This window comes from Faecalimicrobium sp. JNUCC 81, from assembly GCF_053667625.1.
In genome coordinates this window covers 837,875-851,073 of record NZ_CM132203.1, presented here as the reverse complement: position 1 = coordinate 851,073, position 13,199 = coordinate 837,875, and the positions used below count along the sequence as shown (strand labels likewise).

Below are 13,199 nucleotides of genomic sequence, written 5' to 3'. Positions count from 1 at the left end.
ATATTTTAAGAACTTACATCAAAATATATATCTGAAAACTCTATATCTATTTTTTCATTATCACTTAAGTTATACCCTAGCTCTATATCTTTATTTAATGTATCATATACTTCATTATTATTTAGCGTAATCTCAAATTGGCTTCCTTTTCCTAGTTTGCTTTCAACAGATATCTCTCCTTTATGAAGATTTACTAGTTTCTTAACCAAAGATAATCCTATTCCAGAGCCCTCTGCACCCCTTGATAGTGTTCTGTCTACTTGTTCGAAGTTATTAAATATAACTTCCATTTTATCCTCTGGTATTCCAACTCCTGTATCTGAGACTTTTATTCTAACTTTGTCATCTTTAGCGTTTACAGATACTTTTATATTTCCATCTTTTTCTGTAAATTTAATTGAATTGGATAATAAATTTAGCACAATTTTCTCTATTTTTTCTTTGTCCATAATTATTACTTTTTCTTCTACATCAGACTCAAAACAAATACTTAAACCTTTTTCATAAATATAATATTTTGATTTTTCAACTATGTCTTTAATTAGTTTTACTACATCATATTTTTTTAAATTCATGCTATAGATGCCATTGTCTGCTTTTTCAATCTCTTCTACATTATTTAATAATCTTATTAATCTATAGCAATTTTGTTTAACTAATCTAGTATAGTTACTTATGTACTTAGAGTTATATTTATCTTTATTAATATTTAACATATTATTAACTGTAAATATTGTATCTATTGGCTTTCTTATATCATTTGTTAAGTTTGCTAAAAACTCTGTTTTAAACTTATTTTTATCACTTATTTCATTTAACTCTTCTTCCATTTTTTCTATCTTATATTGATCATCTAAAGTTCTAACTACTACTACAAAAGTTTCATCTTCTATTCTATCTATTATTGCAACAGATATATTAGTTTTCTCTTCTAAATTTAAAGTGAATTTTTTAAATACTCCATATTCACTTTTATCAATATAATCTTTTATCACTTCATTTAAATTATCAACACCAATATCTTTTAATAGCTTCATCATAACTTTATTTCTGTATATATAATTATTACTTTTTTTATCAATTATCATTATCCCTTCAGGCAATGTCTTTAGTAATAATTTATATGTTTTTTCACTTTGTTCTAGATAAGTTATTACTTTTTCAGAATCAGTTATGTCTATAGCTATGCTAAGTAACATACTTTCGTTATTTAAGGTAATGCTTGTTGTTATAAATTCAATAATTCTACCTTGATTTGTCTCTAATTTCATTGTTGTTTTTTCTTGTTTATTTAATTTAACTATACTCATATTCTTCATAAAGTCTTGTTTAAACTTTTTATTTATATTTAATTTCATATCATCTACTAATATGTTATCTAATGATTCATTTCTTAAATCAAATAACTCTATAGCCTTGTTATTTGCATAGTTTACAGTATTCATATTGTGGATTATCACTCCATCATTTAATATATCCATTAGTTTTTTATATCTTTCCTCACTTTCCATTAACTTATGTTGGATTAATGTGCTTTGAGTTATATCACTTAATATGCATATCTGAATGTTTTTATTGTCAATTTTATTAGCAAAACTTACAAATCTGTATATTTTTCCATCATAGGCATTAATATTTATACTATTTTGTTTTTTAGATTTTATACTTTCTATGATTTCATTGCTGTTTATGAACTTATAATTTAGATAGGCAAATATATCTTCTTCTGCATTACTAACCTTATCTTCATTTATAAATTTTTTAAATGCTTCATTGCTATAAAAGTTTTCCTTTTTGCCTCCTATTACAAATATAGGGGTTTCTGACTCCTCTATAGCTTTCTCTATTTCCTTATTTAATTTTAATATTTCATCTTCATATTTATTTTGTAAATTGCACTCTACATTTATTTCATCAATAGATTTAGAAATAATTTTTTTATTCTTTTTTAATTTATGCTTAATTTCTTTTAGGTCTAGGGAATTTGATTTTATGTGATTTATTATTGTCGATTTGATTATAATAACATTTATTAATATATTAGCTACAATAGGATATTCATATCCTTGTTCTGATAAATATATTATTAATATTAACTCTACAGTGAAGATTAAAGATGTAATAAGAAATGATGTGATTTTAGATGTTCTATAGAGTATAAGAGATATTAATGGAACTGATATAACTATCGCTATATTTATAAGTTCCAATATATCCCTATGTTTATATAAAGTTATCATAATAGTCACCATCCTTTTCTAATTTATTACTGCTTAGTATAAATTTAATTGATTTTTAACTAAATACGATATATATATTTATATGTCTTGATAATACTTGCCTTTGCTACTATATAAGTTATAATATCACATGCAATCTGAATATTTTGTCACTTCTTGATTAGAAAAAACAAATTTGTTCAACAAAAAATTATCTTTTATAACACTTTAATACACTCTAAATAAAGTATTTTAACGTACAAAAAAAAGCCTTAAACAAGGCTTTTTTCTGATTTTAACTCTTTTCTAAGCTTCTTAAGAGCTCTTTTTTCAATTCTAGATACATAAGATCTGGATATGTCTAATTTTTGTGCAATTTCTCTTTGTGTCTTATATCCACTGGTAGTTAATCCATATCGTAAAAGAACTATTTCTTTTTCCCTCTTAGTAAGTATTTTTTCCAACTGTTCATACAGCTTTGATATTTGTACCTTTAGCTCTACTTGATCTATTATATCATCAATATCTGTTCCTAATACATCAATTAAACTAATTTCGTTACCTTCTTTATCCATGCCTATAGGATCTTGAAGAGATACTTGAACTTTATTTTTTTTATTTGTTCTAATACTCATCAATATCTCATTTTCAATGCACTTAGAAGCATACGTTGCAAGTCTAGTTCCCTTATCGACTTTATACGTTTCTATAGCCTTTATAAGGCCTATTGTGCCTATGGATATAAGGTCATCCTGATCCTCACTAGAATTGTTATACTTTTTTGCAATATGTGCTACTAGTCTCATGTTTCTTTCAATTAAAATTTCTTTAGCAGATTCATCTTTTTCGTCTTTAAATTTTGTTAGATAATTAACTTCTTCTTCAGGGGTTAATGGTTTTTCAAATGATTTAAGAATAGTCACAAAGCACCCCCTCTTTTTGACGTGTCATTGTAAATTATATGACGAGAGAGTGCTTAAATTGCTTGTTTCATAAATATTTATTTTTTATTTTTCATTTAATTTTTGGCATATTTCTTTAAATAGAGGTGTTGCAGACTTACTTTTATCAGGTTTCCCTTCTACTAATACTGTAATTGCATACTTAGGTCTATTTTCTGGATAATATCCTGTTATCCATCCATGGTTTATATCCTTTCCATCTGACCTACTTTGTGCTGTTCCTGTTTTAACTCCGCATCCTCCATCTAAATCTTTTAACTCTTTACCTGTACCATTTTTTGATACATCTTTCATCATCTCTTTTATTCTAGTTAATGTATAAGGAGATATAATTTCTTCTGACTTAGAACTTCTAAATCCTTTAATGATATTCTTTTTATTATCTATAATACTATCATACATATACAAAGGCTTATATGTACCATTATTAGCAACTATTTGAGTCATTTGATTTATTTGTAGAGGTGTAAACTCTATGTCTCCTTGACCTATTGCTAAATTACGTATAGCTATATCTATTGGTATATCATTTTTCTTTTCTTCGTCTAATCCTATATCTACCTTCTCATCTAAATGAAGCTGCTTTAAAGCTTTTATTATATTTTTCTCACCTACTTTTAATGCTATATCTAAAAATGCTGTATTGCAGGAATTTGAAAAGGCTTGTTGTAAAGTTTGAGTACCGTGACCATCAAGCTTATTACAATTTAAAACTTCTCCTTTTACTCCAATTTTTGCATTACCAGTACAAGTATATGTATAATTTTCATCTATAATATTATTTTCAAAGGCTGCATAAAGAACTGCTATTTTAAATACAGATCCTGGTGGATATGTGGCTTGTATAGCTCTATTTATAAACTCACCGTCATCACTTTTATTATTTTTAGATATATTATTTAAATCAAAGGTTGGCCTTGAACTCATAGATAATATTTCTCCAGTATTTACATCTGATATTACTACAGCTGTTGGGTTTTCTTCTTTATCTAATACACTTTCAACTTTTCTTTGAATATCTTTATCTATTGTTAATTTAATATGCTTAGCATCTTTATTTTCATTTACTGTTTTTATACTACCTTTTAATATATTTATATTACCTGTATTCCCTGAATCTCCAGCTTTAAATGCAGACACATATTTTTCATTAGATCCACTAAGTACATCATTCATACTCTTTTCTATTCCCGATTGACCTGTTTTGTCTGAGCTTTTTATATATCCTATTGTATGAGATAGTAATTTATCTTTTGAATATCTTAATGTCTTTTCTTCAACTATTAATCCATTATCTTCTAATTTCTTTTTAGTTTTGCTGTCCATTTTAGCTACTTCAATTTGAACTACTGATGAATCAATTTGTTTTTCTATATTTTTATATATACTTGCTTCATCCATTTTAGCTACGTCTTTTATTAATTCACGAATATTATAGTCTTTAATAATTCTTTCTTTTTCAGCTATTATTATTTGCTTTTTTTCAATATCAGTTAATGGTTTGTCATTTCTATCATATATTGTTCCTCTTCCGCTATTTAAATCTACTTTTTGTAAACTTTGGTTATCAACTCTTTCTTTATAACCGTTAGAGTCCGTAACTTGTATATCAAATAACCTGTAAATTAAAAATGTATATACTATAGCGCTTATAAAAAACATACTCCAAGCTCTTCTTATAAGTTTTTTATCTATTACACCCTTTTTTCTTGACATAAAATCACCCCTTAGATACTTGTCATTTTTGACAATTTCTAAGGGGTTAATACTATATATATTAATTTAATTGTGTTCTTATTTTAGTTATAACTATATCTATAGCCACTTCATTTTGCCCACCTTCTGGCATTATAATATCTGCATATTTTTTATATGGCTCTATAAATTGGTCATGTGCAGGCTTTACTGTAGTTAAATATTGTTCTATAACAGAATCTACAGTTCTTCCTCTTTCTTTTATATCTCTTTGAATTCTTCTAAGTATTCTTATATCATCTTCAGTATCTACGTATACTTTTATATCTAATTTATCTCTTAGTTCTTCATCTTCTAATATCATTATACCTTCAACAATAATTATATCCTTAGGACATATGCTTATTGTTTCATTTTTCTTTCTTGTGTGAAGTTCGTAATCATATATTGGTTTTTCAACACAATTACCTTCACACAAATCTTCTATATGTTTTATAAGAAGTTTATTATCAAATGCAAGAGGGTGATCATAATTAGTTTTTAATCTATCTTCAAAACTTAAATGAGTTTGATCTTTGTAGTAAGCATCTTGTTCTAATATTGCTATATTTTCTTCTGGTATGTTCTCTATTATAGCCTTACATACAGTACTTTTTCCAGATCCAGTTCCTCCCGTTATCCCTATTATAAGCGGTCTTTTCTTATTTTTCATCTTTTGATTCTCTCCTTAACATACAGTCCTTGTCTATACTTTGTGATAATTTGATTTTTACAATTTGTTCTTTTTCTGCTAACTCTATTTCTTCGTCATTAGCGTTATATATTTGTTCTATTTTAGATGATATAGTTTCTTTAAATGGAGATATTACTTCAACTTCATCTCCAATATTTATTTTATCTTCTAATTTTATTAAAGCCAGTTCGTTTTCAATATCTTTTACCAAACCAACAAATTCATATTTATTAATATTGTAATATTGTTCATCTTCATTATCATATTCTCTAGTTTCATCTAGATAAAATCCTGTTGTAAAATCTCTACTAGTTCCTTTTTTAATCTCTTCTAACCAAGTAGGATTAAATTTCCATTCATCAGGATTTTTATAAAACTCATCTATAGCCATTTTATATGCTCTAACTATTGAAGCTAAATTGTAAATATTTTTTGTTTTTCCTTCAATTTTTAAGCTATTTATACCAGTCTTTATTAAATCTGGGATATATTCTATCATACATAAATCTTTAGAGTTATAGAAGAATGTCCCTCTCTTATCTTCATAAACAGGGTAATATTCACCTTGTCTCTTTTCTTCTATTAGGTTATATTCTAATTTTCCTGAGTAATCATTTGAATTATTAGCATCTCCTCTTCCATTTAGATAGTTACTTATTAAGCGTCTGCCCGAATAAGATATACATATAGCTCCGTGCATAAATGCTTCTATATCCATATCAAAAGATGTCTTTGCTCTAATTTGAGATATCTCTTTAAATGATAATTCTCTAGCTACAGTTACTCTTTTTACTCCTTGAGTATACCAAAAATCAGCTGTTACATAATTGGCAATGTTAGCCTGACTACTTAAATGTACCTCCATATTAGGAACTACATTTCTTACTATACTTAATACTCCTGGGTCAGCGATTATAATTGCATCCACTTTAGCTTCTTGAAGTTCTCGTAGATATTCATCTAATTGTATAAAATCATCATTATGAGGAATTACATTTACTGTTACATAAAGTTTCTTTCCTAATTTATGAGCAAATTCACTACCTTCTTTTATTTCTTCTTTAGTAAAGTTTCTTGAAGTTGTTTCACAACCAAATATTTCTCCACCTGTATAAACTGCATCTGCTCCATACTTTAATGCTATTTTTAATTCTTCTAAGTTTGATACTGGCGCTAAAAGCTCAACTTTATGCATTTATATCACCTCTTTCTTCTTTTTTGTAACTAAGTGCTACACCATCTCCTATAGGTATTAAAGATGTGTCTAAATAATCACACTTACATATATAGTCTAAATAATTTCTCATTCTTTTTACTATTGTTTTCTTTCTTCTTATTACAAAATCATCATGAGCTACCATACCTTTATAAAGTATATTATCAGATATTAATAAACCATCTATTTTTAATTTTCCTATAACTATATCATAGAATAATTGATATTGACCTTTAGCAGCATCTAAAAATATCATATCAAACTCACCTGAAACTCCACTTAGTAATTCTTCAGCATCCCCTTCTAATATAGTTATGTTTTTTTCAAATCCAGCTAGTTTTATATTTTCTTTAGCCTTTTCTATCATCTTTTCATTTCTCTCTACAGTTATTATCTCTACATCCTCACCTAATGTAGATGCAAATAATATAGATGAGTATCCTATTGCACACCCAACCTCTAATATTCTTTTAGGCTTTTGTACCTTTAATAATACCTTTAATAAATCAGATACTTCTTTGTGAACTATAGGTACATTATTTTCCTCTGCATAAACTTCTAATTCTCTTAAAAGTCCACTTTTATCTTGTAATGTATTTCTTATATAACCTTCTACTAAATCATTTACTATATTACTCATAACACTCGCTCCTTAAGTGACGAAAAAAATTAATATAGGATTACACCTTAAAATTCTAAAGCATAATCCATAATTTAAAATCTTATAATTAAATAATTTTTAGTCTATTTCTCATTAGCTTTATTTTTACTTAATTTATCTCTTTCATCTTTATATTCTTTAACGTATTTCAAATGGTCCTCGTAGTTTGTACTATAATTGTTTCCACCATTCATCTTAGCCACAAAGTATAAATATTCTGTGTCTTCTGGATACAATGTAGCCTCTATAGATTTGATTCCTGGATTAGCTATAGGTGTAGGTGGAAGACCTTTATTTTTATAGCTATTATATGGAGAGTTTATTTTTAAATCATTGTATGTTACTATTTTTTTTCTTTCTTCAAAAATATATTGTACTGTTGCATCTGATTGAAGAGGCATGTCTATATCAAGTCTATTATAAAATACACTTGCTATTGTTGGTCTATCTTCATCTAAAACGGCTTCCTTTTCTACAATTGATGCTAAGTTTACAACTTGTGCAAGAGTCATTTTCAACTCTTTTTGTCTATCTTTTAATTTATCGCTATAAACATTTTTAAATCCTAATAACATTGTGTTTAATACTTCTTTTTCTGATACATCTTTGTCAAAATAATACGTTTCTGGGTATAAAAATCCTTCTAAAGAAGTTATATCATCCTCTTTTAAAAAGCTAGCTTCTTTATAAAAATCCTTTGGATTTTTTATTAACTTTTCATAATTTTCTTTAGTTCCTAGTTTTTTATCTACTAATAATGAAACTATTTCTTTCGAGGTTGCGCCTTCTGGAATAGTTACCTTGATCCCATCATTATACGTCTTACCTGAAGCCAATACATTTAATATATCATTGTTTGAATATGTTTTATTAAGTAAATATTTTCCAGCCTTTATTGACGGAGCTTTATTACTTAGTTTCACTACAACTTTAAATAGAGTCTTATTCTTTATAAGATTATTTTCATATAATATATTAGACATAGTACCAACACTTGCACCTTGAGGTATTTCTATAACTATGTTTTCTTTATTATTTCTATCAACTGCTCCTATTTGCATAAATACAAATATTCCGATCAAAATTATTAATATAATAGCAGTTAATCCTACTACTTTCCACTTATTCTTGCTAAAATCCATAGAGTTTTCTACTCCTTATAAATATATTTATATCCTTTATATTATAAATCTAAGCATGAAAATTTTCAATAAAATTGTCGAACAAATTTGTTTAAGCTCTATTTATAATATAAAAAATTTCACTAGGCTTATAGTTATTAAAGCTTATTTGAATGGAAATTATTAATTTCCTACAATTAAAAAGCCTAACGTTATTGTTTACACGTTAGGCTTTTTATAATCACTTTTTAGAATTTTTTCATTTCATCTTTAGTTACAACACCATAGATTAGATTTTTAGGCTCTACTTTTTCTTCTACTATTGAATATGCTCCTATAAATCTTTCTTTAGATGCTTCAAATTTATCTTCTCTATCATAGTGAATATATGCTAATACATCACCTTCATTGACATACTCTCCAACTTTCTTTTCTAAAACTATTCCAGCTGCCATATCAAGTGTGTCTTCTTTAGTTTCTCTTCCTGCACCTAAAATCATAGCTGCCATTCCAACTTCCTCTGCTTCTATTTTACTTATATACCCACGCTTTGGAGCTTTTATAGCTACTATATTCTTAGCTTTTGGAAGTAATGAATAATCATCAACTATATTTTTGTCTCCCCCTTGATTTTCTATAAATACTCTTAGTTTATCAAGTGCCGCTCCTGAATTTATAGCTTCTCTTATTTTTTGTACTCCATCTTCAAAGTTATCGCAAACTTTAGCTAAAACTAACATATAAGCTCCTAGAGTTTCACATAAAAGAACAAAGTCTTTAGGGCCATTACCCTTTAGTGTCTCTATAGCTTCTATAACCTCTAAAGCGTTCCCTACTGCAAATCCTAATGGTTCATCCATATCAGTTATCATACCTATAGTTTCTCTATTCATACCACAACCAATATCAACCATAGCTTTTGCTAATTCAAATGAGTCATCTAATGTTTTCATAAATGCCCCGTCTCCAGTTTTTACATCAAGTAATATAGCATCAGCTCCTGAAGCTAGTTTTTTACACATTATACTTGCTGCTATTAAAGATATATTATCAACTGTTGCTGTAACATCTCTTAGTGCATACATTTTCTTATCTGCTACTGCTATAGATGCAGTTTGTCCGCATACAGCTATTTTATGCTCGTTTACTGACTTTATAAACTTATCAGCTTCCATTTCTATTGAAAATCCTGGTATAGCTTCTAGTTTATCTAGAGTACCTCCTGTATGCCCTAAACCTCTACCTGACATTTTTGCTACAGGCCCACCGCATGCTGCTACAAGTGGTGCCAATGCTATTGTAGTTTTATCTCCTACTCCTCCTGTACTATGCTTATCTACCTTTATACCATCTATATCTGATAAATCGATTACATCTCCAGACTTCATCATTGCTTCTGTAAGGTATACAGTTTCTTCTTTATTCATTTTATTTAAGTATATTGACATTAATAAAGCTGATGCTTGATAATCAGGTATTTCCCCTTTTGAATATTTATCTACAAAAAACTCTATTTCTGATTTACTTAATTCATGATTATCTCTTTTTTTTCTGATTATATCATACATTCTCATAATAATTCTCCTTAATACACTTATATTAATTTATTATTTAGGCTAATCACAATAAGCTTAATACTAATTTAAAAATTAGCATTAAGCTTATTATATAAAGCTATATTTTATTAACTACAGTTTTTACTAAGCTTAAAAATTCTGCCTTTACCTTTTGAGTAGTTTCTATAACTTCTTCATGATCAAGAGGCTGGTCAAGTATTCCAGCTGCCATATTAGTTATACATGATATTCCTATAACATCCATGTTAGAATGAGATGCAACTATAACTTCTGGAGCTGTCGACATACCTACTGCATCTGCACCTAATAGTCTTGCCATTTTAACTTCTGCTGGCGTCTCATATGTTGGACCACTGAAGAATGCATAAACGCCTTCTTGTATTTCCATGTTTAACCCTTTTGCACATTCTTTAACTAAGTTTATATATTCTGGTTTATAAGCTGTTGACATATCAGGGAATCTTACTCCTAATCTATCATCATTTTTTCCTAATAATGGATTACTTCCACTTAAATTTATATGATCTTTAATAACCATTAAATCTCCTGGCTTATAGCTTTCATTTGATCCACCGGCTGCATTAGTTACTATTATAGTTTCTACCCCTAATGCTTTCATAACTCTAACAGGGAAAGTTATTTCTTTTTGAGTGTATCCTTCATAGTAATGGAATCTTCCTTGCATAGCTATAACTTCTTTACCTTCAAGTTCTCCTATAACAAGGCATCCTGCATGCCCTTCTACTGTTGATACTGGGAAGTTTGGTATATCATTATATTTAATCTTTACTGGGTTTTGTATTTCATCACCTAATACACCTAATCCCGACCCTAATATTAGTCCTATTTTAGGTTTTACACTACTCTTTGATTTTATAAATTCTGCACTTTCTTGTATTCTATCAAATATATTATCCATAAATTTTGTCCTCCACAAATTATTTTGTCATCTCATCTTTAAAGCTAGTACCATGTTTTGGCATCTTAACATTTAATATATCTGCAACTGTTGCTCCTATGTCTGCAAAGCTATTTCTTATACCTAAGTTTACACCTGTCTTTAATGATTTTCCATAAACTAATACAGGTATATATTCTCTCGTATGGTCTGTCCCTTTATAAGTTGGGTCATTACCATGGTCTGCATTTATTATAAGTATATCATCATCATTTAATGATTCTATTATTTCTGGTATTCTTGCATCAAACTCTTCTAAAGCTTTTCTATATCCTAAAGAATCTCTTCTATGTCCATATTTTGAATCAAAATCAACTAAGTTTGTAAATATTAATCCATTATTCTCTTTTTTGATGTAGTTTATAGTTTCATCTACACCATGCATATTGTCTTTAGTGTGTATAGCTTCAGTTATACCTTGTCCATTAAATATATCTTCTATTTTACCAACCGCTATAACATCAAGACCACTTTCTTTAATGTTATCAAGTACTGTAGGTTCAAATGGGTTTAATGAATAATCTCGTCTATTAGAAGTTCTTTCAAACTTTCCAACACCTGTTCCTATATATGGTCTTGCTATTATTCTTGCTACAGCATTATCTCCCATCATTATTTCTCTTGCTATTTCACACATTTTATATAATTCATCTAAAGGTATTATTTCTTCATGGGCAGCTATTTGGAATACACTATCAGCTGAAGTATATACTATCACATCTCCAGTTTTCATTTGATGTTCTCCATATTCATCCAATATAGCTGTTCCAGAAGCTGGTTTATTTGCTACTACTTTTCTTCCTGTTCTTCTTTCAAATTCATCTATTATTTCTTTAGGGAATCCATTTTCAAAAGTTTTAAAAGGTGTTTCAACTAATATTCCTGTCATCTCCCAATGTCCTGTAGTTGTATCTTTTCCTTGAGATACCTCACTACACTTACCGAATATACCCATTGGGATTTCTGTTTTTTCTAAAAAGTCAACACCATCTATATTTCCAACTCCTAATTTTATTAGGTTTGGTATTTTTATATCTCTATGTTCTTTAACTATGTTTCCTAAAGTATTAACTCCTATATCGCCAAATTCCTTAGAATCTGGAAGCGCACCTATTCCTACACTGTCGATTATAACCCATACTACTCTACTCATTTGTTTTGTCCTCCTTATTATGGTTTACTTTCTAGGATGTTTTTCTTTTATTTCTCTTCTTACATTTTTATTTATGTGGTTTAAGTATGACTGTAAACTAGATAAGTTAGAATTTCCTAATATTTTACTAACTACAGCTATATTTGCTCCTTCATTTAATAAATGAATTGCGAATGAATGTCTAAGCATACTTGGGTTTATATTTTTATTTATATTAACAGAGCCAGCATGCTTTTTTATAAGCTTCCAAAGACCTTGTCTTGTAAACCTTTGCCCTAGAGAGCTTACAAACAATGCTTTTTCCCCTTTTAATATTAACTCTGGTCTTGCTTCTTTTATATATTTTTCTAAATATATTTTGGTTATTTCAGAAAGAGGTATAACTCTTTGGTTTTTAGTAATATTACAATATATATAGTCTATTTCTAAATCTACATCATCTATATCCATTTCAACTAATTCGGATACCTTTATGCCTGTCCCATATAAGACTTCAAATATAGCTTTATCTCTTATTAATTTAGGAGTTGTTAATTTCGGAAAATTTAATAGTCTTTCTATTTCTTCTTCTGTCAATATATCTAAATCACTTTTTTCTATTTTAGGCTTTTTTATACTTTTTGCCGGATTAGTTTCACTAACATGATTTAAAAATAGATAATCATGAAAAGATTTTATTGAAGATATCATTCTTGATATTGTTGCCACTGATATATTGTCTTTCTCTAGTTTTATTATATACCCTATAATATCATTTTCTACTACATCATTTAATTTTATTGTTTTTTCTTTTAGATAGTCTAAGTATTTTTTAATGTCTGTAAAATAAGATGATACAGTATTATCTGATAATCTTTTTTTATCTTTTATATATGCTATATATTCCTTTATAACTTCCATAGTA

The 13,199-nt window shown here is 27.8% G+C and carries 11 protein-coding genes; all 11 read right to left on the bottom strand.

The window, feature by feature from the left end; all coding sequences use genetic code 11:
* Positions 1-5 precede the first annotated feature (5 nt).
* The 11 genes from JNUCC81_RS04180 to JNUCC81_RS04130 all read right to left on the bottom strand — a co-directional run bounded on the left by JNUCC81_RS04180 (position 6) and on the right by JNUCC81_RS04130 (position 13,195).
* A complete protein-coding gene (locus JNUCC81_RS04180; RefSeq protein WP_454095428.1) occupies positions 6-2,240 on the bottom strand; it encodes an ATP-binding protein in 2,235 nt (744 codons plus the stop codon).
* A gap of 251 nt (positions 2,241-2,491) precedes the next feature.
* Entirely contained in the window at positions 2,492-3,142 is a 651-nt protein-coding gene (sigK, locus tag JNUCC81_RS04175; RefSeq protein WP_208332132.1) for an RNA polymerase sporulation sigma factor SigK, read from the bottom strand.
* Between the two features lie 84 nt (positions 3,143-3,226).
* Positions 3,227-4,897: a peptidoglycan D,D-transpeptidase FtsI family protein gene (locus tag JNUCC81_RS04170; protein ID WP_454095427.1), complete on the bottom strand. Its 1,671-nt coding sequence runs from the start codon at positions 4,895-4,897 to the stop codon at positions 3,227-3,229.
* A gap of 61 nt (positions 4,898-4,958) precedes the next feature.
* The gene (gene udk, locus JNUCC81_RS04165; protein WP_454095426.1) at positions 4,959-5,588 is read right to left on the bottom strand and encodes a uridine kinase; all 630 of its coding nucleotides are present in this window, start codon (positions 5,586-5,588) and stop codon (positions 4,959-4,961) included.
* Positions 5,578-6,804 (bottom strand): peptidase U32 family protein, encoded by a 1,227-nt coding sequence (locus tag JNUCC81_RS04160; RefSeq protein ID WP_454095425.1) that lies wholly within the window; start codon positions 6,802-6,804, stop codon positions 5,578-5,580. The genes udk and JNUCC81_RS04160 overlap by 11 nt, the downstream gene beginning before the upstream one ends.
* Positions 6,797-7,465 (bottom strand): O-methyltransferase, encoded by a 669-nt coding sequence (locus tag JNUCC81_RS04155; protein ID WP_454095424.1) that lies wholly within the window; start codon positions 7,463-7,465, stop codon positions 6,797-6,799. The genes JNUCC81_RS04160 and JNUCC81_RS04155 overlap by 8 nt, the downstream gene beginning before the upstream one ends.
* Positions 7,466-7,569: 104 nt before the next feature.
* Complete coding sequence (mltG, locus tag JNUCC81_RS04150; RefSeq protein ID WP_454095423.1) at positions 7,570-8,628, bottom strand: endolytic transglycosylase MltG; 1,059 nt, start codon at positions 8,626-8,628, stop codon at positions 7,570-7,572.
* A gap of 227 nt (positions 8,629-8,855) precedes the next feature.
* On the bottom strand, positions 8,856-10,181 hold the full coding sequence (locus JNUCC81_RS04145) for a pyrimidine-nucleoside phosphorylase (protein WP_454095422.1): 1,326 nt from the start codon (positions 10,179-10,181) through the stop codon (positions 8,856-8,858).
* Between the two features lie 100 nt (positions 10,182-10,281).
* Positions 10,282-11,103, bottom strand: a complete 822-nt coding sequence (locus JNUCC81_RS04140; protein ID WP_208332126.1) for a purine-nucleoside phosphorylase — start codon at positions 11,101-11,103, stop codon at positions 10,282-10,284.
* A gap of 19 nt (positions 11,104-11,122) precedes the next feature.
* On the bottom strand, positions 11,123-12,295 hold the full coding sequence (locus JNUCC81_RS04135; RefSeq protein WP_454095421.1) for a phosphopentomutase: 1,173 nt from the start codon (positions 12,293-12,295) through the stop codon (positions 11,123-11,125).
* A gap of 24 nt (positions 12,296-12,319) precedes the next feature.
* Complete coding sequence (locus JNUCC81_RS04130) at positions 12,320-13,195, bottom strand: tyrosine-type recombinase/integrase (RefSeq protein ID WP_454095420.1); 876 nt, start codon at positions 13,193-13,195, stop codon at positions 12,320-12,322.
* Positions 13,196-13,199 lie beyond the last annotated feature (4 nt).

Excerpts from the sequence above, each read along its gene's own strand:
- JNUCC81_RS04180 (WP_454095428.1), bottom strand. The coding sequence starts at position 2,240 with ATGATAACTTTATATAAACATAGGGATATATTGGAACTTATAAATATA.
- JNUCC81_RS04170 (WP_454095427.1), bottom strand. The coding sequence starts at position 4,897 with ATGTCAAGAAAAAAGGGTGTAATAGATAAAAAACTTATAAGAAGAGCT.
- udk (WP_454095426.1), bottom strand. The coding sequence starts at position 5,588 with ATGAAAAATAAGAAAAGACCGCTTATAATAGGGATAACGGGAGGAACT.
- JNUCC81_RS04160 (WP_454095425.1), bottom strand. The coding sequence starts at position 6,804 with ATGCATAAAGTTGAGCTTTTAGCGCCAGTATCAAACTTAGAAGAATTA.
- JNUCC81_RS04155 (WP_454095424.1), bottom strand. The coding sequence starts at position 7,465 with ATGAGTAATATAGTAAATGATTTAGTAGAAGGTTATATAAGAAATACA.
- mltG (WP_454095423.1), bottom strand. The coding sequence starts at position 8,628 with ATGGATTTTAGCAAGAATAAGTGGAAAGTAGTAGGATTAACTGCTATT.
- JNUCC81_RS04145 (WP_454095422.1), bottom strand. The coding sequence starts at position 10,181 with ATGAGAATGTATGATATAATCAGAAAAAAAAGAGATAATCATGAATTA.
- JNUCC81_RS04140 (WP_208332126.1), bottom strand. The coding sequence starts at position 11,103 with ATGGATAATATATTTGATAGAATACAAGAAAGTGCAGAATTTATAAAA.
- JNUCC81_RS04135 (WP_454095421.1), bottom strand. The coding sequence starts at position 12,295 with ATGAGTAGAGTAGTATGGGTTATAATCGACAGTGTAGGAATAGGTGCG.
- JNUCC81_RS04130 (WP_454095420.1), bottom strand. The coding sequence starts at position 13,195 with ATGGAAGTTATAAAGGAATATATAGCATATATAAAAGATAAAAAAAGA.